This window comes from Microbacterium plantarum (assembly GCF_035231185.1).
In the GTDB taxonomy this organism is placed as follows: domain Bacteria; phylum Actinomycetota; class Actinomycetes; order Actinomycetales; family Microbacteriaceae; genus Microbacterium; species Microbacterium plantarum.
The window spans coordinates 2,374,862-2,398,145 of record NZ_CP141117.1 but is presented as its reverse complement, the minus strand read 5'-3'; the positions used below and the strand labels follow the sequence as shown (position 1 = coordinate 2,398,145).

Annotated in this window: 30 protein-coding genes and 1 riboswitch; of the genes, 19 read left to right on the top strand and 11 right to left on the bottom strand. The window is 70.1% G+C overall.

Features of this window, described 5'->3' with window-relative positions:
- Positions 1–396: 396 nt before the first annotated feature.
- Positions 397–1,344 (bottom strand): alpha/beta fold hydrolase, encoded by a 948-nt coding sequence (locus VC184_RS11725; protein WP_407667107.1) that lies wholly within the window; start codon positions 1,342–1,344, stop codon positions 397–399.
- A gap of 53 nt (positions 1,345–1,397) precedes the next feature.
- Here VC184_RS11725 and VC184_RS11720 point away from each other — a divergent pair, with 53 nt between their 5' ends.
- From VC184_RS11720 to VC184_RS11710, 3 genes are all read left to right on the top strand, one after another.
- Entirely contained in the window at positions 1,398–1,874 is a 477-nt protein-coding gene (locus VC184_RS11720; RefSeq protein ID WP_274178830.1) for a carboxymuconolactone decarboxylase family protein, read from the top strand.
- The gene (locus VC184_RS11715; RefSeq protein WP_282501330.1) at positions 1,871–2,593 is read left to right on the top strand and encodes a tyrosine-protein phosphatase; all 723 of its coding nucleotides are present in this window, start codon (positions 1,871–1,873) and stop codon (positions 2,591–2,593) included. The genes VC184_RS11720 and VC184_RS11715 overlap by 4 nt, the downstream gene beginning before the upstream one ends.
- A 72-nt stretch (positions 2,594–2,665) precedes the next feature.
- Positions 2,666–3,127 (top strand): SIP domain-containing protein, encoded by a 462-nt coding sequence (locus tag VC184_RS11710; protein WP_274178828.1) that lies wholly within the window; start codon positions 2,666–2,668, stop codon positions 3,125–3,127.
- Between the two features lie 6 nt (positions 3,128–3,133).
- Here the strand turns inward: VC184_RS11710 and VC184_RS11705 are convergent, their stop codons facing one another.
- The 4 genes from VC184_RS11705 to VC184_RS11690 form a co-directional block, all read right to left on the bottom strand.
- Complete coding sequence (locus tag VC184_RS11705; RefSeq protein WP_323987763.1) at positions 3,134–3,583, bottom strand: Fe-S oxidoreductase; 450 nt, start codon at positions 3,581–3,583, stop codon at positions 3,134–3,136.
- Positions 3,584–3,594: 11 nt separating this feature from the next.
- Positions 3,595–4,434, bottom strand: coding sequence for an arginase family protein (locus tag VC184_RS11700; protein WP_323986292.1), 840 nt, complete (start codon positions 4,432–4,434; stop codon positions 3,595–3,597).
- An 84-nt stretch (positions 4,435–4,518) separates the two neighbouring features.
- On the bottom strand, positions 4,519–5,253 hold the full coding sequence (locus VC184_RS11695; protein ID WP_112617301.1) for a PspA/IM30 family protein: 735 nt from the start codon (positions 5,251–5,253) through the stop codon (positions 4,519–4,521).
- 41 nt (positions 5,254–5,294) lie between these two features.
- Positions 5,295–7,319: a TPM domain-containing protein gene (locus VC184_RS11690; protein ID WP_323986290.1), complete on the bottom strand. Its 2,025-nt coding sequence runs from the start codon at positions 7,317–7,319 to the stop codon at positions 5,295–5,297.
- A 181-nt stretch (positions 7,320–7,500) separates the two neighbouring features.
- On the opposite strand from VC184_RS11690, the gene VC184_RS11685 reads away from it, so the two are divergent.
- The 5 genes from VC184_RS11685 to VC184_RS11665 all read left to right on the top strand — a co-directional run bounded on the left by VC184_RS11685 (position 7,501) and on the right by VC184_RS11665 (position 10,831).
- Positions 7,501–8,334: a DUF3097 domain-containing protein gene (locus tag VC184_RS11685; RefSeq protein ID WP_269267769.1), complete on the top strand. Its 834-nt coding sequence runs from the start codon at positions 7,501–7,503 to the stop codon at positions 8,332–8,334.
- A 49-nt stretch (positions 8,335–8,383) separates the two neighbouring features.
- Entirely contained in the window at positions 8,384–9,133 is a 750-nt protein-coding gene (gene trmB / locus VC184_RS11680) for a tRNA (guanosine(46)-N7)-methyltransferase TrmB (RefSeq protein WP_274178824.1), read from the top strand.
- A 15-nt stretch (positions 9,134–9,148) separates the two neighbouring features.
- A complete protein-coding gene (locus VC184_RS11675) occupies positions 9,149–10,006 on the top strand; it encodes a CPBP family intramembrane glutamic endopeptidase (protein ID WP_323986288.1) in 858 nt (285 codons plus the stop codon).
- Positions 10,007–10,025: 19 nt separating this feature from the next.
- Positions 10,026–10,091: riboswitch (guanidine-III (ykkC-III) riboswitch) on the top strand.
- Positions 10,092–10,101: 10 nt separating this feature from the next.
- Complete coding sequence (locus tag VC184_RS11670; protein WP_114588482.1) at positions 10,102–10,416, top strand: DMT family transporter; 315 nt, start codon at positions 10,102–10,104, stop codon at positions 10,414–10,416.
- Between the two features lies 1 nt (position 10,417).
- Positions 10,418–10,831 (top strand): DMT family transporter, encoded by a 414-nt coding sequence (locus tag VC184_RS11665; protein WP_282501328.1) that lies wholly within the window; start codon positions 10,418–10,420, stop codon positions 10,829–10,831.
- On the opposite strand, the gene VC184_RS11660 is transcribed toward VC184_RS11665, so the two are convergent.
- A complete protein-coding gene (locus tag VC184_RS11660; protein WP_112617295.1) occupies positions 10,763–10,942 on the bottom strand; it encodes a hypothetical protein in 180 nt (59 codons plus the stop codon). The two genes, VC184_RS11665 and VC184_RS11660, sit on opposite strands and share 69 nt — an antisense overlap.
- A 159-nt stretch (positions 10,943–11,101) precedes the next feature.
- Between VC184_RS11660 and VC184_RS11655 the strand changes: the two genes are divergently transcribed.
- Together VC184_RS11655 and VC184_RS11650 are read left to right on the top strand one after the other, a co-directional pair.
- Positions 11,102–11,293 (top strand): hypothetical protein, encoded by a 192-nt coding sequence (locus tag VC184_RS11655; RefSeq protein WP_274178821.1) that lies wholly within the window; start codon positions 11,102–11,104, stop codon positions 11,291–11,293.
- 113 nt (positions 11,294–11,406) lie between these two features.
- Complete coding sequence (locus tag VC184_RS11650) at positions 11,407–11,889, top strand: pyridoxamine 5'-phosphate oxidase family protein (protein ID WP_274178820.1); 483 nt, start codon at positions 11,407–11,409, stop codon at positions 11,887–11,889.
- A gap of 75 nt (positions 11,890–11,964) precedes the next feature.
- Here VC184_RS11650 and VC184_RS11645 read toward each other — a convergent pair whose 3' ends face one another.
- Positions 11,965–12,801 carry an alpha/beta fold hydrolase gene (locus tag VC184_RS11645; protein ID WP_323986285.1) on the bottom strand — a complete coding sequence of 279 codons (837 nt, stop codon included), beginning with the start codon at positions 12,799–12,801 and terminating at the stop codon, positions 11,965–11,967.
- A 144-nt stretch (positions 12,802–12,945) separates the two neighbouring features.
- On the opposite strand from VC184_RS11645, the gene VC184_RS11640 reads away from it, so the two are divergent.
- Positions 12,946–13,719 (top strand): DNA-formamidopyrimidine glycosylase family protein, encoded by a 774-nt coding sequence (locus VC184_RS11640; protein ID WP_282501326.1) that lies wholly within the window; start codon positions 12,946–12,948, stop codon positions 13,717–13,719.
- Between the two features lie 4 nt (positions 13,720–13,723).
- Here the strand turns inward: VC184_RS11640 and VC184_RS11635 are convergent, their stop codons facing one another.
- Positions 13,724–14,236: a MarR family winged helix-turn-helix transcriptional regulator gene (locus tag VC184_RS11635; RefSeq protein ID WP_323986283.1), complete on the bottom strand. Its 513-nt coding sequence runs from the start codon at positions 14,234–14,236 to the stop codon at positions 13,724–13,726.
- A 119-nt stretch (positions 14,237–14,355) separates the two neighbouring features.
- Between VC184_RS11635 and VC184_RS11630 the strand changes: the two genes are divergently transcribed.
- The 3 genes from VC184_RS11630 to VC184_RS11620 are packed head-to-tail and all read left to right on the top strand — an operon-like array spanning position 14,356 to position 15,332.
- Positions 14,356–14,730 carry a DUF7882 family protein gene (locus VC184_RS11630; RefSeq protein WP_323986281.1) on the top strand — a complete coding sequence of 125 codons (375 nt, stop codon included), beginning with the start codon at positions 14,356–14,358 and terminating at the stop codon, positions 14,728–14,730.
- Positions 14,727–15,077 carry a peptide ABC transporter permease gene (locus tag VC184_RS11625; RefSeq protein WP_274178815.1) on the top strand — a complete coding sequence of 117 codons (351 nt, stop codon included), beginning with the start codon at positions 14,727–14,729 and terminating at the stop codon, positions 15,075–15,077. The genes VC184_RS11630 and VC184_RS11625 overlap by 4 nt, the downstream gene beginning before the upstream one ends.
- Before the next feature lie 42 nt (positions 15,078–15,119).
- Complete coding sequence (locus tag VC184_RS11620; protein WP_114588477.1) at positions 15,120–15,332, top strand: hypothetical protein; 213 nt, start codon at positions 15,120–15,122, stop codon at positions 15,330–15,332.
- A gap of 87 nt (positions 15,333–15,419) precedes the next feature.
- Here the strand turns inward: VC184_RS11620 and VC184_RS11615 are convergent, their stop codons facing one another.
- Together VC184_RS11615 and VC184_RS11610 are read right to left on the bottom strand one after the other, a co-directional pair.
- Positions 15,420–15,932, bottom strand: a complete 513-nt coding sequence (locus VC184_RS11615; protein WP_323986279.1) for a hypothetical protein — start codon at positions 15,930–15,932, stop codon at positions 15,420–15,422.
- A 15-nt stretch (positions 15,933–15,947) separates the two neighbouring features.
- Positions 15,948–17,024 (bottom strand): peptidoglycan DD-metalloendopeptidase family protein, encoded by a 1,077-nt coding sequence (locus VC184_RS11610; protein ID WP_323986277.1) that lies wholly within the window; start codon positions 17,022–17,024, stop codon positions 15,948–15,950.
- 106 nt (positions 17,025–17,130) lie between these two features.
- Between VC184_RS11610 and VC184_RS11605 the strand changes: the two genes are divergently transcribed.
- Positions 17,131–18,285 (top strand): hypothetical protein, encoded by a 1,155-nt coding sequence (locus VC184_RS11605; protein WP_323986275.1) that lies wholly within the window; start codon positions 17,131–17,133, stop codon positions 18,283–18,285.
- 18 nt (positions 18,286–18,303) lie between these two features.
- Here VC184_RS11605 and VC184_RS11600 read toward each other — a convergent pair whose 3' ends face one another.
- Complete coding sequence (locus VC184_RS11600) at positions 18,304–18,939, bottom strand: TetR/AcrR family transcriptional regulator (protein ID WP_323986272.1); 636 nt, start codon at positions 18,937–18,939, stop codon at positions 18,304–18,306.
- A 211-nt stretch (positions 18,940–19,150) separates the two neighbouring features.
- Between VC184_RS11600 and VC184_RS11595 the strand changes: the two genes are divergently transcribed.
- From VC184_RS11595 to VC184_RS11580, 4 genes are all read left to right on the top strand, one after another.
- Positions 19,151–20,578 carry a hemolysin family protein gene (locus VC184_RS11595; RefSeq protein ID WP_274178812.1) on the top strand — a complete coding sequence of 476 codons (1,428 nt, stop codon included), beginning with the start codon at positions 19,151–19,153 and terminating at the stop codon, positions 20,576–20,578.
- Positions 20,575–21,603 carry a CNNM domain-containing protein gene (locus tag VC184_RS11590; RefSeq protein ID WP_112617286.1) on the top strand — a complete coding sequence of 343 codons (1,029 nt, stop codon included), beginning with the start codon at positions 20,575–20,577 and terminating at the stop codon, positions 21,601–21,603. The genes VC184_RS11595 and VC184_RS11590 overlap by 4 nt, the downstream gene beginning before the upstream one ends.
- A 134-nt stretch (positions 21,604–21,737) precedes the next feature.
- On the top strand, positions 21,738–22,337 hold the full coding sequence (locus tag VC184_RS11585) for a TetR/AcrR family transcriptional regulator (RefSeq protein ID WP_323986269.1): 600 nt from the start codon (positions 21,738–21,740) through the stop codon (positions 22,335–22,337).
- On the top strand, positions 22,334–23,119 hold the full coding sequence (locus tag VC184_RS11580) for an NAD(P)H-dependent oxidoreductase (RefSeq protein ID WP_323986267.1): 786 nt from the start codon (positions 22,334–22,336) through the stop codon (positions 23,117–23,119). The genes VC184_RS11585 and VC184_RS11580 overlap by 4 nt, the downstream gene beginning before the upstream one ends.
- Positions 23,120–23,284 lie beyond the last annotated feature (165 nt).

Below are 23,284 nucleotides of genomic sequence, written 5' to 3'. Positions count from 1 at the left end.
GGCGACTCCCTATTTGCTCGGGAGCGTGCCGTGCGCAGGCTGAGCGCGGGCTGCCGGGCGGGTGAGACGGCCGCGGGCCGGTTGAGCCTGTCGGCGGTACGGCTTGGCCGGTGGAGCTCGCCGCAGGAGCGCAGACCGGGCCGATCTCCGCCGACCAGAGGCGCCCTCCAACCCGGCGATGCCCGCTGTTCGCGGGGGTTCCGTCGCCAGGATGAACAGCTGAATCGCGCGACGCAGCTGGGCCACGCGCGCGTTGAGCCTGTCGGCGGCACCGCAGCACCGCTTCGCCGCGGCGCCGCGGCCGTTGACAGGCTGAACAACCCTCCTGCGGCGCCCGGGTGCCCGTGACGTCGGCTCCGCCTGTTGACGGCACAAAGCCCGCAGTATGCGGGGGAGTCAGGCGGTGGCGGCGTCGCGGATGATGCGGGCGAGCTCGGTCGGGAGCTCCTCCTGCATGTTGTGGCCCGATTCCACCGTGACGATGCGCGCTGCGGGAAGGCGCTCGCCGAACCGATCGACGTCGGCGTCGGTCAGATAGCCCCGTGTGCCCCGTACGAGCGTGATGGGCGCCGCCACGGCGGCGAAGTCATCCCAGCCCGATGCCGCGAGGGCCGGAGCCAGCGCATCCTGCCGCTCGGATGCCGCGGCCGCGGCGCCGGGGTCGCCGGCGAGCCCGTTGGCAATGCGTGCGAAGTGGTGCTTCCACTCCACGCGGCCGTCGTCGCGCACGCGCGAGTTGAGGAAGACGCCGCGCTCGGCCGCGGTGCGGTCTCCGCCGAGCCCGAACGACAGTGCACGCTCGACCATCTCCGCGCGAGAGGCCCAGCTTGTCGGTCCGGCGAAGAACCGCCGGATCTGCGACGCCGCTCCGGCGGGGTCGAGCCCGGGCGCGATGTCGACGATCACGAGGGCACGCACGAGCTCGGGGCGCGCTGCGGCGAGGGCCGCGGCCGTGAGGCCGCCGAGCGACTGCCCGACCACGACCTGCGGCGTCGCCGTCCACTGCTCGAGCGCCGGAGCGATGTCGGCCGCGAGCGTCCGTCCCGTGTAGTCGGCGTCGTCGCGCCACGCGGAGTCACCGTGTCCCGGCAGGTCGATCGCCAGCGCCGGCCGCCCGAGCGCGAGGACGGTGCGATCCCACGTATGGGCGTTGAGGCCGGCCCCGTGAAGAAGGGTGACCTCGGGCTCGCCGTCGCCGAGTCGGAGCGCGCTGACCGGTCGCCCGTCAGGGGCGAAGGTGAACAGCCGCTCGGCCGCGGGTGTCGGAACGCCGGCCTCAGCGGCCTGGACGGGCAGGAACGAGAACTCGTCGAACGTGTCGTCGTGCACGGTGATCCTTCGCATCGGGGAGGGACCATTCTCCCGCGACGGGGGAGGGCGGTGGATAGGGTTGACGCATGAATCCGGAGCGGCGCATCCATCTCGCCAAGGCGGCTCGTCCGGCCTACGACGCGCTCGACGCGTTCGCCCGCACGGTCGGGACCATCGCGCAGGATGCCGGCATCGACGAGCGTCTGAAAGAGCTCGCGCTCGTCCACAGCTCGCAGCTCAACGGCTGCGCCTACTGCGTGCGTGTGCATGTGGGTCGGGCGGTGGCTGCCGGTGTGACGGCCGACGAGATCGCCCAGCTCGCCACCTGGCGCGAGTCGGGGGTCTTCGACGAACGCGAGCGTACGGCTCTCGAGCTCGCCGAGGCGTATGTGCACATCGCCGACGAGGGCGTCTCGGACGAGCTGTACGACCGCGTGGGCGGGGTCTTCTCCGAGGCGGAGTACGTCGCGCTGAGCTGGCTCTTCATCTCGATCAACGCGTTCAATCGCCTGACGATCGCGGGCCGGTACCCCGTGCCGCCGCTCCCGCGTCCCGGCGGATGAGCGGCGCGGCATCGCTGTCGGTGCCGGGAGCCCTGAACTTCCGCGACACCGGCGGCCTGCGGGCGGGAAACACCTCGACACGATCGGGCGTGCTCTACCGTTCGGGCAACCTCTTCCGCGTCGACGACGCCGGGCGCCGCGCTCTCGGCGCGCTCGGGCTGCGTCGCATCATCGACCTGCGCGACGACGACGAGGTGCGCTCCGAGCCCACGGTGCTCGGAGATCTCTCCATCGAGACCCAGCGGGTGCCGCTGTTCCTGGGATCGGTCGCCTCGCTGTTCCGCGCCGACATGTCGCTCGAGTCGATGTATCGCTCGCTCATCGACGACTCGGCTCCGCGCGTGCTCGAGGTCGTCCGCGGGGTCATCGCCGATCAGCCGGTGCTCGTGCACTGCACGATCGGCAAGGACCGCACCGGAGTGACGATCGCGATGATCCTCGCGGCAGCGGGAGTGGACGAGGATGCCGTCGTCGACGACTACGCCCGCACGGAGACGTTGCTGCCGGCCGAGCGCAACGCGCCGATCCTCGCGTATCTCCGCGCGCACCACCCCGACGCCCCGCAGCTGGTCGACCTGGCCACGCGGTCGCCGGCGCCGGTGATGCGCGCGCTCCTGGCCGACCTGCGCGAGCGATTCGGTTCCCCGGCCGACTACCTCCGGTCGCATGGACTCGCCGACGACGAGCTCGCCGAGCTGCGCCGCATCATCCTGATGTGAGACCTCGGGGGGCCGTCCGGTTTCGGCTACGTAGGTAAGGCATGCCTACACCGCGGGTATAGTGGAGTCATCATGACCGAGCTCCACAGCGCCGCCGCCTGCCGCGCCTCGAAGCACGTCCGGGTGCAGCACCTGGTGACGGCCGACGAGCACTCGCTCGCCGAGCTCGAGGCGCTCCTCGCCACCCTGCCGCTGTGCTCGACCGGCCGGGTCTTCATCGAGGTGCCCGACGCCGCTTGGATCGGCACCGTGTCGGCGCCGGCCCGCATGGTCGTGACCTGGCTCGACCGTTCACGCCGAACCGGTGCTCCGGGTTCGGGCCGGGGCTGCGGGTCGGGCGAGGCGCTCTCTCGCGCGGTCACCGCGTGGGCCGACGAGATGCTGTGCACGGATGCCGCGAAGGCGACGCGCGTGCACCTGCTGGGCGGATTCCTCGGCACGGTCGACATCGTCGATCACCTCACCGCGCGCTGCGGAATGACCGCCGCGTCGATTCACACGCCCGAGCGCTTCGGGCTCACGACCGCCCGCTGAGGTCCGTCAGCGGCTCTCGGCGTGCCGCGGGATGTAGTTGCCGTCGGCCAGTCCCGCGTCGATCTCGAATCGGTTGCGCAGGGGATCGCGCCCTGCGATCAGGTAGAGCAACGGCATGAGCAGCCCGTATCGCCGCCACTGCCGAGCGTGCACGGCCTCGTGCGTGAGGATCCGCTCGCTCGGTTCACGGTCGCCGGTCAGGAAGCACGACCCGACGCAGACGCCCCCGCGGCCGAACGTCCATTCCGGCATCCCGCGGAAGACCCACAGCCCCTGACGTCGTTCGACGCGGCCGGTCGACCACAGCGTGCCCCAGACGAACCCGAAGGCGGTGCCCGCCCGGGCGCCGAACTCGCTGACGGAGGAGTCCAGCAGCATCCGGGGGATGAGCCGGTCCACCGCCGCGCCTCGCGCGACCGCCGCGTCGGCTCGCTGCCGCCATCCGGCGGGCGGCATCCGGACGCTGCTCACGCCAGAGCCCCGACGACCCGCAGCACGGAGCCCATGTCGTCCACGACGGCCTCGGGATGCGGCGGAGCGAACCCGGAGACGGACGCTCCGGCGAACGAGAACCGCCCGCGCAGGATGCCGATCGCGTTGGTGAGGGTTGGGATGTCGATTCCGAACGGCACGGCCGCGCTCACACCCGTGATCGCCGCGGGGTCGAGGACGTCGAGATCGACGTGAACGTAGACCGAGCCGGCGCCGGTGGCAGCGACCGCGTCCGCCAGACGGGCGGGATCGGCCAGATCGTCGACGCCGAGATGCGTCAGACCCGCGATCTTCGCCGCATCGGTCTCTGCGTCGTCGAACTCGCGGGCGCCCGCAAGGACGATGCGATCGGCGGGCACCGCGGCATCCGGTGACAACGGGGTCGTCTCGAACACCGCGCGCAGGGCCATCCCCGCGAACGCACCCGAGGAGGACGATTCGGGGGTATGCAGGTCGGCGTGCGCGTCGAACCAGACGACGGCCATGTCGGGATGCAGCGCGGCCGCATGCGCGATCGCCGGCACGGCCACTCCGCAGTCGCCGCCGACGACCAGCACGTGGCCGCTCGGGCTCGCGCCGTCCGCGGCACCGTCGGCCTCGGTGAGGGTGGCCGTGACCAGGTCGCGGGTGCGCTGGAGCGAGCTGAACCGCCGGATGCCGCTGCCGAGCGCCTCGCCGGCCTCGATCGGCACGTCGACCCGGACGGTCGCGCTGCGCGGGAGGTCGCCCGCGATCGCGTCAGCGCCGTCGATCAGCGTCATCGATCGAGTTGAGGGCGAGCCCTGCCATTGCGGGACCACGATGAATCGGGTCATTCCTTCGTCCTTCGTCGGGCGTTCTCAGCGGTTCGAGCGTCGACGCCCGGGCGGCAGAGCCGGCCCGGGCGTCGACATCGGCACTCAGCGCTCGATGGCGCCGGCGGCTCCGCCCGTCTTCAGCGCGGCGAGTCGCGCCTCCACCTCGGTGAGCTGGCCCACGTCCTCGAGGCTCTCGAACTGCGCGTCGAGGCTCGAGGCGGCGAGTTCCTGCTTGCCGGCGGCGAGCGCCTCCTGGCGGCGGACCTTGTCTTCGAAGCGTCCGAGCTCGCTCGTCGGGTCGAGTACGTCGATCGACTTGACGGCGTCGTGGACGCGGTTCTGCGCCTCGGCAGTCTTCGCGCGCGCGAGCAGCTCGGAGCGCTTCGCGCGGAGCTGGTCGAGCTTGACCTTCATGCCGTTGAGGCCGTCCTTGAGCTTCTCGACGACCTCGGTCTGGGTCGCGATCGTCGGCGCGATGGTCCGGGCCTCGTTCTCCTCGCTGATCTGACGCTGCAGCGCGACCTTCGCGAGGTTGTCGAACTTGTCGGCGTCGGCGGTGTTGCCCACCGCGCGCAGCTCGTCGGCCTTCCGGCTCGCGGCGAGGGCCTTGTTGCCCCACTCTGCCGCGGCCTGGACATCCTCCTGGTGGTCGCGCTCGAGCAGGCGCAGGTTGCCGATCGTCTCGGCGATCGCCGACTCCGCGTCGGCGATCGAGTTGGTGTAGTCCCGCACGAGCTGGTCGAGCATCTTCTGCGGGTCCTCGGCCTGGTCGAGGAGGGCGTTGATGTTCGCCTTCACGAGCGTCGAGATGCGACCGAAGATGGACTGCTTTGCCATCGGGGTTCCTTTCGTGGGTGGTCGGGAAGAGGGAGAAGTCGTCAGAATCGGCCGCCGCCGCGCCGAGAGCGGCCGCCACCGAACCCGCCGCCGCCGCTGCGACCGCGTGAACCGCCGCCGAACCCGCCGCGCGAGCCGTTGAAGCCGCCGCCGAAGCCGCTGCCGCCGAAGCCCGACGAGCGGCGTCCGGACGACCCGCCCCCGAGGAGCGAGTTCAGCACCATGCCGCCGATCATGGCACCCATCATGCCGTTCGAGTTCGATCCGGGGGAGCCAGTTGCGAAGCCGCCGACATCGGTGCGTGCCGCGTCGATCGCGAGTCCGCTCAGCTGCGTCGCACGTGTTGCGTCGGCCAGCGCGCGCTCGGGGTCGATCTGCGCGGTCGCCTCCGCCCGGTCGAGCGACGCGCGAGCTTCGGCGACTCGCGTGCGGGCCGTCGCCCCGACGGCTCCGCGTCGCGTGCCGATGTAATCCTCGGCGGCCGATACTTGCGCCCGGGCCTGCTGCAGCTGCTGTTCGAGCGTCTGTCGCGCGCGGGCGGCTCGCTGCGCGGCATCCCGGGCTCCGGCGAGCGCGGCGTCGATCGCCGAGTTCGCGCCCAGCAGCGTGGACAACGCGGCCTGCGGGCGACGGTGCTCGCCGGTCAGCTGGGAACGGGCGGCGTCGATGTGCTGCCGGGTGGCCGACGCGACCGCGGCGAGCGTGCCGTCGGGATCGGGTACGCCGACCGCTGCCGCAACGTCCTGTTCGAGGTCCGTGATGAGCGCCGCAGCATCGCGCTCGGCGGTGGCGAGATCCACGGCGACCTTCTCGACCGCGGCCTCCAGCTGAGCGGCCTGCGCGACGGCTCCTTCGGCGGCACGCAATGACACGGCCGCCGCAGCGCCGTCGCCCGCGGCGATCGCACGCTGCGCCGTCGCGAGCTGCTCGTCGGCGTAGTCGAGGCGGCTGCGCGCCTGCTCGGGGTTGTCGCCGATGGTGGCGAGTTCCTCGGGGGCGTAGGCCGATCGAAGCCGCTCGAGAGAGGCGACCGCCCCGTCGAGCCCGGTTCCGGCGGCGCCGCGTTCCTGCTGGATGCGAACGAGCGCTTCGGGGGCGTTCTGCTCGAGGTCGCGCAGACGGTCGAACTCCTCGGCGCGCGCGTCGAGCTCGGAGTCGGCGTGCGCGCACAGCTCGAGGATGCGGGTGTGGATCACGCGGACGTCCGCCTCGGTGTCGGGCTGATCGTCGTCGAGGCGCTGCTGCAGCGTGAACGCCTCGTCGAGGTCTCGGCGTGCCTGCGCCAGGGTCTCGGCGAAAGCGGTTGCCGCCTCGTCGCCGAACTGCGCCGTCGCGAAGCCGAGCTCCTGCTCGCTCGTCCGGATGGCGTCGTCGGCTGCCACGAGCGCGCTGGCGGAGCGCCGGGCGAGCTCCTCGATCGGCTCGGCGGCCGCGCCACGGGCGGAGCCGGGGCCGGCGCCCGCCCGACGACGGCGCACCAGGACGACGATGACGGCGATCACGGCACCGACCGCGAGAATTCCGAGGACGATCGTCAGGCCCGACATGCCCGCGCCGCCCGTCGCGCCGCCGGCTCCGCCGCCGGATCCACCGACCGCCGCCGCGAGTCCGCCGGCGGCGGCGAACGCGGCGCCGCCCCAATCCTCCGACCGGAGCTCTGGAAGGATGTCGCGCGTCTCGATGTCGCCGAGCGTCTCGCCGTCGACGGGGCCGTTGGTGTCGCCCGACAGGTAGAAGTTGCGCTGCTCGGTCGCGATCGCCAGTACATACTGGTCCACGCCGAGGCCGCCGCGCTCGGCGACCGCGTTGGCCCAGCCCTCGGCGTCGGACGGGCTGGTGAACGCGTCGACGTACACGACCCACAGGTCGATGCCCGCCTCCGAGCTCAACGCGGTGAGCCTCTCGTCGACGGCACGCTCTTCGCCTGGAGTCAGCGCGTCGGCCTGATCCACGACGCGTCCCGAGCCGAGGTCGACCGGGTCGGTCGCCCAGGCCGCGGCGGAGCCGCCCGCGACGAACATCAGGCTCGCCAGGATCGAGAGCGTCACCGCTCGGAGCACGCGCATCCGTTCCCCTTCCGAGGTCGGAGGACCGGCCTCGTCTCCACTCTATTGAGGGCGTCGTGCCTGAGCCTATGCCGGGACTGTGAATCAGCGGCCAGCGGAATCGCGGCGCGGATACCCGGCGACGGGAACGGCCGCGGTTACGCTGACCCGCGGCCCGACGGCGCGCGAGGCGGGAGGAACCATGGACGACAGATACGGCACCGATGTGCTCGCAGCCGGATGGCGCGATGCCGGACGCAAGGTGGTGCCGGAGGTGCCCGCCGATCCCGATCTCGTCGTCGAGGTGGCGGCCGACGGCTACTGCGGAGCGGTCGTGGCCGTCCGCGGCGGGAACGTGGAACTCGAGGACCGCCTCGGCAAGGTGCGTCTGTTCCCGCTCGGGGGCGGCTTCCTCGTCGACGGCGAGCCCGTCAAGCTCGTCGCTCCGAAGGCCGCACAGCCCGCGGGTCGGCTGCGTACCGCTTCGGGGTCGTTCGTCGCGCCGCAGCAACGGGCGCGCGTGGCACGCGCGTCGCGCATCCTGGTCGAGGGACGACACGACGCCGAACTCGTCGAGAAGGTCTGGGGCGCCGACCTCCGCGTCGAGGGCGTCGTGGTCGAGTACCTGCAGGGGATCGACCTGCTGGAGGACCTCCTCCGAGACGAGCCGCCCTCTGCCGAGCGTCGCTACGGGGTGCTCGTGGACCATCTGGTCGCGGGCTCGAAGGAGACCCGCATCGCGGAGCAGATCCTGCGTGGTCCGCACGGTGCCCACCTCAGGATCGTCGGGCACCCCCACATCGACGTCTGGCAGTGCGTGCGCCCCGAGGCCGTCGGCATCCGCGCGTGGCCGCAGGTGCCGCGGGGCATCGAGTGGAAGACCGGCGTCTGCCGGGCGCTCGGCTGGCCCGCCGAGGACCAGGCCGACATCGCGCATGCCTGGCAGCGCATTCTCGGATCGGTTCGGACGTACCGCGACCTGGATCCTGCGCTGCTGGGCCGGGTCGAGGAGCTCATCGATTTCGTCACGGCCTGACGCCCCAGGTCCGCTCGGCGCACCTCCCGTCGCTCGATACCCTGGACTCATGCCGCAGACCGACGCGCCCGACACCGGTGACGAACCCCGCTACCGCGAGCGGCCCGTGTCGTTCGCCCGCCGCAGCGGGCGGATGAGCGACGGACAGGAGCGCGCCTGGAACCAGCTCGGCGGCTTCTACAACGTCCCCGTCGAACGGGATCAGGCTGTGCTGAGCGTCCGGCCGGGCTCGGAGGTCGACCCCGCCGCGCTGTTCGGTCGCAGTGCGCCGCTCGTGGTCGAGATCGGCTCCGGCCAGGGGCACGCGATCGTCGCGGCTGCACAGGCCGCGCCGGAGACGGATTTCCTCGCCGTGGAGGTGTTCCGGGCGGGGCTCGCCCGCACCATGCTCGACGCCGATCGTGCGGGCGTGCGGAACCTCCGCCTCGTCGAAGCGAACGCGCCCGAGGTACTCGAGCACCTGCTGCCCGCGGCATCCGTCGACGAGCTCTGGATCTTCTTCTCCGACCCGTGGCACAAGACGCGTCACACGAAGCGGCGCCTCATCTCGCCCGACTTCACGCCGCTGGCGGCGCGGGCGCTCAAGCCCGGGGGCGTGCTCCGACTCGCGACCGACTGGGAGGACTACGCGCGCCAGATGCGCGAAGTGATGGGGGATGCCGCGGGCTTCGTCCCCGACTTCGAGGATGACTGGGCGCCGCGTTTCGAGGGCCGCGTGATGACGGCCTTCGAGCGGAAGGGCATCGCCAAGGGGCGCGACATCCGCGACCTCGCCTATCGCCGTACCGACGCGGTCTGACGGAGGGCGGACGCCGTGAAGACGCACCCGGGACTGGCCGCCCGCCCCGTCGTCTCGGCGAGCACCGTGCCCGCCCTTCTGGTCTGCCTGGCGGCGCCGGCGTTCTTCGTGCTGCTGCAGCCCTGGCTCGGGTGGACGCTGCTGGTCCTGGGGCTCGTCTCGGCTCTCGGCGTCGACCGCTGGCGGGTGGGTGAGGAGACGCGGCCCTCGCTGGCGCGCGATCTCTCCCTGATCGCCCTCGGTCTCGTCGTCGTGAGCCTCATCGACCTGAAGGCCGAGCTCGACAACCTCGCGATGCTGCGCTTCACCCTCGCGCTGGGCGGGGCGGTGCTGCTGCCGTACCTCGTCTCGCGCTTCGTGTATCGCGATCACGCCATTCGCTTCCCCTGGCGCGGCGGAGGGCGCTGGACCACCTTCCAGTGGGCCTGGCTCGCCGCGGTCCTCGTGCTCGGCTGGCTGATCCTGCCGTTCTACTTCATCACGTCGGGCGTTTACACCAACTGGCCCGTCGTCGACACCCCCGACCTCATCGCGCGCCTCTTCGTCGGCGTCGGCGCCGTAGGCATCTGGGACGAACTGTTCTTCATCTGCACCTGCTTCGCGCTGCTCCGGCGGCACTTCGCCGATGTCTCGGCCAACGTCCTGCAGACGATCGTGTTCGTCTCATTCCTCTGGGAGCTCGGCTACCGCGCCTGGGGACCGGTGCTGACCATCCCGTTCGCGCTCCTGCAGGGCTACATCTTCCTGCGCACGCGGTCGCTCACCTACGTCGTGACGGTGCACCTTCTCTTCGACGCGGTCGTCTTCGGCGTGCTCGTCCACGCGCACAATCCGGGTCTCCTCGACGCGCTGTTCCTCGTCCCCGCGCCCTGACCCGCGGCTACGCTGGGTCGCGGGGCCCCGACGCGGGGCCCGCGGACGAGGGAGCAGTACCCGCAACGGACAAGACTGACTCGGACAGGTCTGTCATGGCATGGGTGATCCTGATCGCAGCCGGCGTCCTCGAGGCGGTATGGGCTGCCGCGCTCGCGGCATCCGAGGGATTCCGCCGCAAACGGCCCGCGTCGCTCTTCGTCGTCGCGCTCGCCGCGAGCATGGCGGGCCTCGCATACGCGATGACCGAGCTGCCGACCGGCACCGCCTACGCCGTCTGGGTCGGGGTCGGAGCGACGCTCACTGTCGTGTGGGCGATGGTGACCCGTCGCGAGCGCGCGTCGACCGCGCGCATCCTCCTGCTTCTGCTCCTGGTCGCCTGCGTCGTCGGCCTCAAGGTGGTGAGCTGACATGACGCGTGCATGGACGATCCTGCTCGCCAGCGCGGTCTGCGAGGCTGTCTGGGCGACGGCCCTGGGCGAATCGGACGGGCTACGCCACCCCGTGCCGAGTGTCGTGTTCGCCATCGGTCTGCTGCTCAGCATGCTCGGGCTCGGACGCGCTATGAAGCACATTCCGATCGGTACGGCCTACGCGGTCTGGGTGGGGGTGGGCGCGGCGCTGACCGTGACCTGGTCGATCGCGACGGGCGCTGAGGCGTTCGCTCCGGGCAAGGTGGTCTTCATCGCCGGCATCGTGGTCGCTGTCATCGGCTTGAAGCTCGTTCCGGCCACGAGCAGGACTGCGGCGCGAGGGTCACAGCCGAGCGAGGAGCGCGGGACCGAAGACGAGAGCGGCGGCGATCGGCACGACGAGCGCCGCTAGGGCGATGATGCCGAGGATGGCGATGTTGCCCAGGATCGAGCCGAGCAGGGCGCGACCGCGGCCGGCGGCGAGGTGGATGCGGTCGAGGGGAGAGAGGGGAGCGGCGGTCACAGTTCGACGCTACGAAGCGGTGGCCCTGCGACGCGTCGGTCGATCGGCTGAGAAGCATCCCCCTGCGGGATGATCCGTGCCTCACGTGTGTCAATACCCTCGGTCCGCGCCGGCTCGGTGCGTAGCGTCGCGGTCACGCAACGACGAGAGGACGAACACATGAGTGACCGAGAGCGTCCCGACATCCCCGGCGACGACATCGAGACCGGAACCGCCACCGGCGGGGCATCGGCCTTTCCGGGGGCTCCGAGCGCGGCGCCCGACGAGCCCGCACCGGAGGGCCATGGTGGAGATGCCGACACGACGACCGATGGCGACGGTCAGCCGCTCGAGAACCCCTCGGGCGGTTGAGGGGTCGCGCGACTGTCGCGCATCGAGTCGGCTGTCAAGACGGCGACCGAGGGCTGGTCCCGGTGCGAGCCTGGACCCACGGATGACGACCACGCCAGATCGAAGGAGAAACGATGAGTGACAACGAAGACCCCCGCGCGATCCTGGCGGAGCTGCTGCCCGAGTTCCGGTTCGCCATGGTGACGACGGTCGACGAATCGGGGAAGCTCACAGCGCGCCCGCTGACGGTGCAGGAGGCCGAGTTCGACGGAGACCTCTGGTTCGTCGTCGACCGCGGATCGTCCGTCGCGACGCACGTGGCCTCGCGGCCCGCCGTCGGCGTCGCCCTCAGCAAGGACGACGCGTGGGTCTCGCTCGCCGGTGAGGCGACTGTCGTCGACGACCGCGCTCGCCTCGAACACTACTGGTCGAGCACTCTCGAGGCCTGGTTCCCCGACGGCCCGGACGACCCCAGCATCACGCTGCTGCGGGTCGACGCGATCTCGGGGGAGTACTGGAGCAGTGCCGGCGGACGCATCGCGACCGCCATCGGCCTGATCAAGTCGAAGATCACCGGTGAGACCTATGAGGGCCGCAACGAGAAGCTGGACCTCTGAGTCTTCGGGCCTCTACGCCACGATGGGCCGTCGCCGCTGCTGCGGGACGGCCCATCGTCGTCGAGCGGAGCAGGCCTACTTCGCGAGGAAGGCGAGCAGGGCGTCGTTGAACTCGCGGGCGTGGCTCACGTTGAGGCCATGAGGTGCGTCTTCGATGAGCGCCAGCTCACTGCCCGGAAGCTGCTCGTGGGTCCGCTTGCCCGAGCCTTCGAAGGGGACGGTGCCGTCGCCGTCGCCGTGGATGATCAGCGCGGGCACGGTCACCGCGGCCAGATCGCGGCGGAAGTCGGTCGTCGCCCACGCCTCCATCGACTTCAGTGCCGCGTGGTGGTCGGCCTGGCGCGCGAGCGCGAGGGCCTCCTGGCGCTGCTCCTCCGTGACCTTGAGCTCGCCGTCGACGGAGAAGAAGGCGGTCGTGAAGCCGTCGTAGAAGGTCGCTTCATCCGCGCGGAGGCCGTTCTCCATCTCGTCGGCGGCCTCCTGTGTGAGCGGGCCCTCCGGGTTATCGGGCGTCTGCGCGAGGTACGGCGGCACCGCGGCGGCGAACACGACGCTCCGCAGCCGATCCTGGCCGTGATTGGCGACATAACGGGCGACTTCGCCGCCTCCCATCGAGAAGCCGACCAGGGTCACGTCGCGCAGGTCGAGGGTGTCGAGGACGGATGCCAGGTCCTGAGCGAACGTGTTGTAGTCGTAGCCCGAGCGAGGCTTGTCGCTGCGCCCGAAGCCGCGGCGGTCGTAGGCGACGACGCGGTACCCGGCGGCGGTGAGCGCGGGAATCTGCTCGGACCACGATTCCGCCGACAGCGGCCAGCCGTGGATCAGCACGACCGGGCGACCCGATCCGCCGGTGTCGTCGACGTGCAGCTCGATGTCGTTGAAGAGGCCCTTGTGGGCGGTGATCTCAGTCATGCCCACATCGTCATCGCTTCCGAAGCGTTTTTCGAGCAGTTGACGGTTCTCGGAGCCGAGGCTAGGCGCCCGCGGCAGACTGGAGGAATGAGGTCGGCGTGATGTCCGGGGGAGCCCGTGCCGGAAGGTGACAGCGTCTTCCGCATGGCAGCCCGGCTCCGGCCTCAGGTCGTGGATCGGACGATCTCGTCCGGAGAACTGCGCTCTGGCCCGGCGGCCGGGACATCCCTCGCCGGTTGGCGGATCGCTGGGCTCGAGACCCGGGGCAAACATCTGATCACCTGGCTGGATCCCGATTTCGCACTCCACACGCATCTTCTGATGCAGGGGTCGTGGACGGTCACCCGTTCGGGGCGCGTCGTTCCCGTGCGCGTGCAGCCGGCCGTGCGTGTGCGAGCCGAGTTGGACGACGGCGCGACGCTGTGGGGCATCGACATGCCCGTCGTCGAACTGCTGCGCGCGAACGGCGTCGCGACTGCGCTCGGTCACCTGGGGCCGGACCCGCTGCGCGACGACTGGGATGCCGTCGAGGCCCTTCGGCGGCTCGATGCTCGTCCGGATCGGACGTTCGCCGGCGCTCTGCTCGATCAGCGCAACATCGCGGGTCTGGGGAACCTCTGGGTGAACGAACTCGCGTTCCTCTCGGGTGTCCACCCGTTCGACCCCATTGCGACCGCTGACCTCGAGTCGCTCGTCGCCCGTGCCGCGCGCGCTCTGCGCTTCTCCGCGACAGTGCCCGGTATGTATCAGGTGACCACCGGCACCGCGCGTCGGGGGAGCGCGCACTGGGTGGCCGGCCGCGCCGGCAAACCGTGCCTCAGGTGCGGGACGCGCATCCTCGTGCGCGCCGAGGTCGCGGGCGATTCGGAACAGCGGCGCACGTGGTGGTGTCCCGCCTGCCAGCCGCGTCGAAGCTGACGGATCAGCCGGCCGGCGCTGCTCCGCGCTGGCGCCGCAGACTAGGGGCCGGTTCGACGGAGTCGACCGCATCTTGCATCCGCGAGAGGAAGTCGATCACGGCCGCGGTCGCCTCGGGCGTGGTCTCGTCGGCCACCTGATGCATACGGTCGTGCATGGCCGACAGTGTGGAACGGACCTCGTCGTCTGCGCGTTCCGTCGGTTCGAGATAGACGCTGCGCCGGTCGCTCGGATGCGGCACGCGACGAAGGTAGCCGGCGGACTCGAGGCGGTCGAGAAGGCTCGTCGTGCTGGCCGTGGAGATGCCGAGGTACTTAGCGACGTCCCCCGGCTTCACGGGAACGTTGCGCGACTGCGCGCGCAGAAGCTGACGGATGACCAGCAGCTCGTTCTCTCCCATCGACATCGACTCGCGCGTGCGGCGTCGCATCGCCGCCTCGGCCGCTTGGTAGAGACGCAACGCCTCGAGCGCGCTGGTCGCGCGCTGACGATCGTCGTTGTAGAAGAAGCCGCTCATCTGCACACCTCCGCGGTCCTGGCTGATGCGTTTTACCTTACCAGATATCTAACTTGACGAGATACTTTCCCAACTAGTAGCGTTCCCAACAAGTCATCCAGCATCTGTGAGGAGCAACAATGGGCCAGCTGTTCTACGGCAACGCGTCCGAGTCGATCGAGATCCCGGACCGCCTGCTCGCGCACCTCAAGGTGCTGACCGCGACCAAGCTCCGCCGCTCCGAGAGCTTCACGCTCACCTGGCGTCACGGCGCCGACATCGCGGCGGGGCGTCAGACCATCTGGCTGCAGCCCGCGATCCCGCTCCGCTTCGTCTTCGGCGGGGCGGAGATGGAAAAGCTCGACTCGGCGCTGCTCACCGAGATGGCACGGGCGGCAACTTCCTCCACCGGCCTCGTCGTCGACTTCGCGGACTTCGACGCGGCTCCTGCTGCCCCGATCGCCGCTGCCGAGAGCATCGCAACCGCTCCGAGCGCGCTGGCGACGGCAGCATGACCCTGCTCGAGCGCGCCCCCGAAGCGCCGCGCATCCTCACCGCCCGAACGATCACCTGGTCGACGGTCGCCCCCGGTTTCTACGTCGCCTCCACCGACGGGGAGTTCGTCGGATCCGTCGACACCTCTTCTGACGGGCACTTCATCGCGTTCGACGGTCAGGCCACCCCCATCGGCCGCTTCGCAACGCTGAAGGAAGCGCAGCACTCGCTTCTGACGACCGAGGCGCCCGGAAACCGGGCTCGGAAGTCCCGCGCACGTCGTCATCTGCGGATGACGGCCACCGCCTCGGGCGCTGTCGCGGGCGCACTCGCCCTGACCGCCGGAGCACTGGCTCCGTTCATCTGAGACCGGACGGCATCGGCCGTCGCCGAAGAGAAGGAGAACGCCATGAGCAACGATGACACCCGTCGCGAGACCGACGAGAACGCTTACGAGGGACCCGACGTCGAGGTCTCCACGGCCGACACCGACGGCGACGGTACGCGCGAGCCGGGAGGTCTCGGCAAGGACGGCACCATCCCGAGCAACCCGGACGGCGTCGCGGCCGGACACACCGGAACCGCCTCGACTTTCGAACCGGAAGAAGACGAGAAGTCCTGACCCGATCGATGTGCCCGGAGACCTGCTCTCCGGGCATTTTCGCGTCAAGCGGGGTGTTCTTGCCTGGACGACGCGACGTTCACAGAGTCACAAGCCGTCAGCAGGCTCCGTAGCCGTGGACCACTGATCGAAGTCATCCGCGTCCGGGGCGATTCGACCCCAGCTCGCATCGACGGTCATGTCGGCGTTCAGCAGGCACGCGTACTCGAGCGGCGCATCGACCGTGGGATCGGTGACGGGGACGACGACGTACCAGAGGCCATCCGGGCGGAGCGCGGATCGGGCACTACCGCTCTCGACCGTGGAACGATCGAGTTGCTCGGACGCCGGAGCGTTTCCGTCTCTGACCGCGACGAGGCACGCATCGAGCAGATCGGATGTCGACAGGGACGGTGCCGGCGAGGAGATCGGGGGCGTCGTCGAGTCCGGCGTCGCGGACGGTTCCGGCTGAGTCGTCGGTGACAGGGTCTCGCTCGGGGTCGGCGATGGCGAGGGTGCTGCCGCGCCGCCGATGCCCGGGGTGGCGCACCCCGCGGTGAGCAGCGCGAATGCGAGGATGGCTGGCACACTGATGCGACGCCGAAGGACGATGCCGGTCATGGGTACTCCTCGTTCTCAGTTCTCGACGCTTGCGGGCACACGGAAGCTGTCTCCCTCGTACTGCCAGATGTCAGGCCAGCGCGCGATCACGCCGTCGCGCTCCTCCGCGCTCGCGGTATAAAAGTGGTGCCGTGCGGACGGACTCCAGAACCGGGCGACGGTCACCGTATCGGGCGCGGACGAGCCGGCTGGATAGACGAAGAACGCGGTGCCCTCGTACGACCAGATATCGGGCCAACGAGCGATGACCGCATCCCGCTCGCCGGCATCCGTCGTATAGAAGTGGCCGTTGTACTGGGCGCTCCAGAAGCGGAAGAGCGGCACCGTGCCGGAAACCTGAGTCGTGAACGCCCGATAGGCGGTTCCTTCATACGACCAGATGTCGGGCCAGCGAGCTGCGATGCCATCGCGCTCGGCCGAGCTCGCCGTATAGAAGTGTCCCTGGTAGCGAGCGCTCCAGAACCGGTAAACCGGAGTCGCCGCTGTGGGCGACGTCGCCGGCAGCGGAGCTCCCTCGATGAGCCACGCGGGGTTCCAGACCGTTCCGGTGCGGTGGGGGCCCGAGAAGATCGCCAGATGGAGGTGAGCGTTGGCCTCCGTGCGCGGTCGCACGTCTCCTGTGTTCCCCGTTCGGCCCAGCGGGGTCCATCGGAACACGCGTTGGCCCACGCTCACCATGGGGCTGCCACGTTCCATGTGCAGGTACTCAGAACGCACACCCGCAGCGTGCTGGACGACTACGAACACCCCGCGGCTCACGTCACCGTCATCCCCGACGGCGGTCACGGTGCCATCGGCGATCGCGAGGATCGTGGTCCCGATGCGGGGGGTCACGTAGTAGTCGGCGCCGATGTGTCCGCTGTACGTCTGCCCGGGGTATCCGTCGACGCCGGATCCGCGCGTCGCGCGGCTGGCGAAAGGGTACCCCCAGACGATCGGAAGCGCGGCATGCTCGGCAGGCGTCTTCACGCTGTAGGTCAGGGCTCGGGCGGGTGTCGCAGAGGCGAGCACCAAAGAGCCAGCCGCGACGGATCCAAGCAGCACCGCGCGGCGGCTGAGCGCGCGCGGGGTCTCGTTCTCGTCCGTCGACACGAGAAGAACCTAACAGGAGGCTGAGATACCGCCGAGGTCCGGGTGAGCCGCGTACCCAGGACCCACGGATTCTGATCGCGAAAGATCCCGCCGATAGGGTCGGATGGTGCTCCGCCTGATCTTCTTCGCAGCTGTCGGCGCGCTCCTCGGTGGCGCGGTGGTCGAGTACGTCGGGCCGCCGGACGCCGGCTGGGCGATCATCAGCATCGCGCTTCCGGTCGCGATCATCAGCGGGACGTTCATCCTCATCGGCCGATCGATGGCCGGGGGAGTGGCGGTATCGAAGGACGATCTCCGTCGCGCTCTCGATTCGCGGCGGCTCGGCCTCGCCCGCGTCGATGCGATCCGGCAGACCGGTACCCAGATCAACGATCAGCCGTTGTGCGAGATCGACCTGACCGTGCGGCCGATCCAGGGGGAGGCGTACGCGACCACTCTGCGCACCGTCGTCGCCCTGACGGAGCTTCCCGCGTTCCAGCCCGGAGTTCAGCGCCAGGTCGCCATCCTTCTCGACGGCGGACCCGAGGTCGCCTTCGTCGACGGTGAGCTCTCACCGTCTGAGGTCGGCAACCTCACGGTCCCCGATCGGTCGTCGGTTGGGTTCGTCCCCATCGCGAGCCACACCCGGATCTCCGGCGGGCGCCGCAAGGGGCCGCTGATCGGCGTGGGCAGACGCGGCCGGCCGCTGCGCCTGCTCGTGTTCACGGCTGTCGCCGTCGCGGTGGCCGTCGCTGTCGTCGCGCCCTATCGGGAGGCGGTGGCACAGACCGTCGAGGCGGTGCTCGACGGCAGGGCGCACGTCGACATGCGTCAGCCCGGGCCGCTCGCCCAGGCCCAGGCCGCCCTCGAACGCGAGATCGGCCACGACCGCGTGAGCTCGATCTACGTCACCCCGGATTTCGTCATCGTCGAGGCTCCCGTCACCGCCGGCACCACGCATACCGACAGGTGGATGTACCGCGGTGGTCAGGTGGAGCATTCCGGCGCCGTGTCGATTCAACCGAAGTCGGCCACGGAAGCGTTCTCATGGGAAGACGTCGATCTTGCAGGCATTCTTCCGGCCATGGAAGAGGCTGCGTCCCAGAGCGGGCTCCCCGTCGATGACGCGGGGGCGACGGTCATGCGCACGTGGGGTGGCGCCGAAGCGGTGTCATCTGGAGAGAAGTCGGGGCCCATCGAGATCAACTTCTCACTTGAGGACGACTACGAGACCGCGTCGTTCCGGATGTCGGCTGACGGCAGCGGGCTCACCCGCGACTGACCCCCAGGCCGGCGCGACTCACGGGCGGGCGAGGTCGTCCGACCCGAGCCGAGTGAGCGCGGAACGAACGCTGCTCTCGGCGAGAGCGTCGTCGGGCGGGGCGTACGGCGGCAAGAACATGCGTGTGATGAGGGGGCCCATCAGCATGTCGTAGACCTGATCGGCATCCACGTGCGGGGGCTCGGTCTCTCGTCGCGCAAAGGCGGCATCGATCACCTGCTTCACGCGGGCGCGGCGCGGGCGGATGAACTCCGCGTCGAGCAGCGCCGAGAGATCTTCGTCCGTCCTTGCGACCCCCACGAGGTCGACCACGCTGTTTCGAGCGACCGGGTCGGAGAGCACAGCGATCCCCTCCCGCTGGACCGCCCGAAGGTCGCCGGCAAGCGAGCCGGTATCGGGCAGCGGCCCCGGTTCGAATCGGCGAGACAAGACGGCGACGGCGAGGTGGGCCGTGCTTCGAAACCGCCGATAGAAGGTGGGGCGCGTCGACCCGGCCCGGCTCACGAGGCCGTCGACCGTGAGAGCGCAGAAGCCCTCCTCGGCGAGGACCCGCTCGCCTTCCCGGAGAAGTTCCTCGGTGATGTCCTCGACGCGCGGGCGACCGACCCTTTTCCCGGACATGCCCGTCACTGTAGCTGTGGCCTCTTCGCGCATGCCCGCGACGCTTCGTGGTGCGGATCGTTCGGCGCGGGTTCCGGTGCCCCGTGCCGCGCAGGCCTCGGCCCGCTCTCGCCGACGGCCCGCTATCCTGTGAGTGCCCACCCGTGCCCTATCGAGAAAGAACACCCGTGAGCAATCGCCATTCCTCCACCGACCAGGAGGGTCGATCTTCGTACCCCCTCGCTGAGAGAGGGGGTGAATCCGAATGATCGAAGCAGTCCTGACGCTGCTGTTGGGAATCCTGCTGACACTGGCGATCATCGCCGCCTGCGGCTTCTTCGTCGCGCAGGAGTTCGCGTACATGTCCGTCGACCGGTCGCGCATGGCCGCCCGTGCCGAGAAGGGCGATGCCCAGGCGGCACGTGTGCTCGCGATCACCAAGCGCACGTCGTTCATGCTCTCGGGCGCGCAGCTCGGCATCACGGTCACCGGCCTGCTGATCGGTTACGTCGCGGAGCCCCTCATCGGCGAGTCCATCGGCACGCTGCTGGGCGGCGTCGGCATCGATCCGGCTGTCTCGGTGCTCATCGGAACGGTGGGCGCGCTGCTGCTGGCCACCATCGTGACGATGATCTTCGGCGAGCTGTATCCCAAGAACCTCGCCATCGCCAGCCCGGAGCCCCTTGCCCGCGCCCTCGCGGTTCCGACCCGCATCTACCTGATGCTCTTCGGCTGGCTCATCACGGTGTTCGATGTCGCCGCGAACGCCCTGCTGCGGCTGCTGCGCATCGAGCCGCTGGAAGACGTCGACGAGAGCGCGACCGCGCGCGACCTCGAAGCGATCATCGAGGAGTCCCGCGCGAGCGGCGATCTGCCCGACGATCTGTCGATGATCATCGACCGCATCCTCGACTTCCCGCAGCGCGACGTCGAGCACGCGATGGTCCCGCGCTCGCGCATCGACTCGATCTCGCCCGACACGACCGTCGGAGAGGTGCGCGCGCTCATGGCGACCGGCCACACCCGTTATCCCGTCATCGGCGAGGAGGACGACCCGGTCGGTGTCGTCGAGCTCATCGACCTGCTCCGCGGCCGCCACGACGACGACGCGCCCGTCTCGACGATGATGCGCGAGGCGGTCGTGCTGCCGACGACGATGCAGCTGCCGGTCGCCCTCGACCGCATGCGGCAGACGCGCAACGAGCTCGCCTGCGTCGTCGACGAGTACGGCAACTTCGACGGCATCCTCACCATCGAGGATCTGACCGAGGAGGTCATCGGCGAGATCTCCGACGAACACGACCTCGAGGTCCACGAGATCGTGAACGTCGGCGAGGACCATTGGCGTCTGCCTGGCGACGTCCATCTCGACGAGGTCGAGCGCCTGATCGGCTTCGACCTGCCGCGCGACGACGCCGAGACCATCGCAGGTCTCATCATCAGCGAGCACGGTGACCTGCCGCCCGAGGGCGCGGTCGTGCGCATCGACCTGCCCGAGCGGGCGTCCGAGACGGTGCAGGGGCTGCGGATGCAGCGCTGGCTGGATGTCGAGGTCGCCGAGGTCGCCCGTCTCGTGCCCTCCGAGCTCGTCGTGCGTCTGCACGAGGTGGATCTGGATGCCGTTGAAGCCGGCCCCGAGGTCGGCGTCGATGCCGTCGTCGCGGCTGGCGCGACCGAGGAGGTCACCCGATGAGCTGGTGGGTCGTCACGATCATCACGATCGCGCTCATCCTGGCGAGCGCGTTCTTCGTCATCGTTGAGTTCGCGCTGCTCGCGGCTCGGCGCCACCGCCTGGAAGAGGAGGCCGACCGCAGCGCGTCGGCGCGTGCCGCTCTCCGCGGCGTCAACGAGCTGACCGTCATGCTCGCGTTCGCCCAGCTCGGCATCACGGCGTGCACGTTCCTGCTCGGTGCCATCACCAAGCCCGCGATCGACTACGCGCTCGCTCCGGTGTTCGAGCAGTGGGGACTTCCTTACGTGCTTGCCGACATCATCGCGTTCATGCTGGCGCTCATCGTGGTGACGTTCCTGCACCTCGTCATCGGCGAGATGGCGCCCAAGTCGTGGGCGATCGCCCACCCCGAGGTGGCCGCGAAGGCGACGGGCATCACCGCCCGTGCGCTGACCTGGCCGCTGCGTCCCTTCCTGCTGTGGATCAATCACATCGCCAACCGGCTCGTGAAGGCCTCGGGTGTCGAGCCCGTCGAGAAGGCTGCCGCGGGCGGTCAGGACGCCGACACCATCCGCGAGATCGTCGCGCACTCGCGCGCCGCGGGAACGCTCGAGGAGCAGTACTCCGAGCCGATCGCACGCGCCATCGCCCTCGGGTCGCTGACGGTCGGCGACATCGTCCGTACCGACCGAGTGCCCACCGCGGTGCCGGCGACGGCCAGTGCCGCCGATGTGCAGGCGGCCGCCGCATCCTCCGCGCACCTGCGCATCCTCGTGGGGGAGGGGCCTTCGAGCCGCGTCGCGCACGTTCGCGACACGCTCGCGGTGGCTCCCGAGACGCCGGCGCTCGAGATCGCCCGTGACGCGCTCGTGCTCGCGCCCGATGCGTCGGCTTACGACGCGCTCGCGCGTATGCGCCGCGGACACGTGCAGCTCGCGACGGTCGTCGACGGTGATCGTCTGCTCGGCGTCGTCACACTGGACGATCTGCTGCGCGAGGTGCTGCCTGGCGCCGCTGAGGCGGAGTTGGTGGCGCCCGCGAGTTGACCCGACGGCGCCAGCTCGTTCAGTTGGCAGGTCCCGCCCCATCCCGCTTGATGTGGCGGCGGGAACTGCCAGGTGAGCGCCCATCGTGCCGAGACTCCCACTAAGCTACTGGTAGTAACTTAGCGGGAGGCGTGATGAGCGACGGTGGGCGACAGCGGCGGATGCCGCGGCGCGAGCGGCGCGCGCAGCTGCTGGCGGTCGCTCGCGAGCTGATCCGCGAGCGCGGGACCGACGAGTTCACGCTGGGTCGGCTCGCCGAGCGCGCGGGGGTGACCAAGCCCGTCGTGTACGACCACTTCGGCGATCGCGCGGGCGCCCTGGCCGAGCTCTACCGGGAGTTCGAGGAGCAGCAGCGGGCGGCTCTCACGGCGGCGCTCGCCGACGAGCCGCTCGCGCTCGATGCCGTGTGCCGCGCCGTCGCGGGAGCCTACATCGACTGCTCGCTGGCCGAGGGGCGCGAGCTGGCGGACGTCGTCTCGGCGCTCGATGGATCCGCGATGCTCGTCGAGGTGCGGCGCGAGGCGGAAGGCGCCTACCTCGCGTTGTGCGACGACGTGCTCGCCTCGTGCGGCGTTCGTCTCGATGACGCCGGCGCGCAGGCTCTCGTCGGTGCCGGCGACGCACTCTCGCGGGCGGCGCTGGACGAACGCGTGAGTCCCGCGGCCGCGCGCTCCACCCTCACGCGCGTCCTGCGCGCCCTCGTGACATCAGCCACCGAACCGGAGGAATCATGACCATCTCGCACGAGCCCACGGCGGGCGTCGCCCACTGGGTGCTCGCCCATCCGCGATCGACCTCTTTCAACGCCCGGCTCTTCCGTGACGGGGTCGCCGAGCTGTCGCGAACGCGCAGTGTCGAGACATCCGATCTGTACGCGCAGCGGTTCAATCCGGTGTTCCCCGACCGCGAGCTCGACGTGACGATCGGGCGGGCGTCGGGCCTTGCCGGAGGCGAGTACGGCCGCGTCCCCTTCCCGGACGATGTGCTCGAGGAACAGCGCAAGCTCGGCGCTGCGGAGCTGCTCGTGCTGCAGTTCCCGCTGTGGTGGTACGGGCCGCCCGCGATCCTCAAGGGGTGGATCGACCGCGTGCTCACCAACGGCTTCGCCTATGGCGACATGGACCCGGAGCTCGGTGTCCCGCGGCGCTACGGCGACGGCGGGCTGGCCGGCCGGCGTGCGCTCGTCGTCGTGACGGTGGGAGAGGACGAGCGCTCGATCGGGGAGCGCGGAATCAGCGGCGACCTCGACTCGCTCCTGTTCCCGCTGACGCACGGCGCGCTCTGGTACGTCGGGATCGAAACCCTCGACCTTCACGTCGTCTACGACGCCGACGGGCTGGATGCCGCGGGCGTCGACCGTGAGGCCGAGCGCCTGCGTGCCCGCATCGCCGGGCTCGACAGCGAGACGCCGCGTCGCTACCGGGCGCTCCGCGACGGTGACTACCGCGGCACCCGGTCGCTGCGCAGCGACATCCATCCGGGCAGGACCGATTTCGGCATCCACCTCGCCGGCTGAACCGGCCCGTGCCCACGATGGGTACACCTCTGGGTACACAGAAGGGCAGTCGAATCCTCGACTGCCCTTTTGCTCACTGGTGCCCCCGACAGGAATCGAACCTGCGACCTTTGGTACCGGAAACCAACGGCAGGTGTCGATTTGGGCTTGCCGTACGTCGGTTCG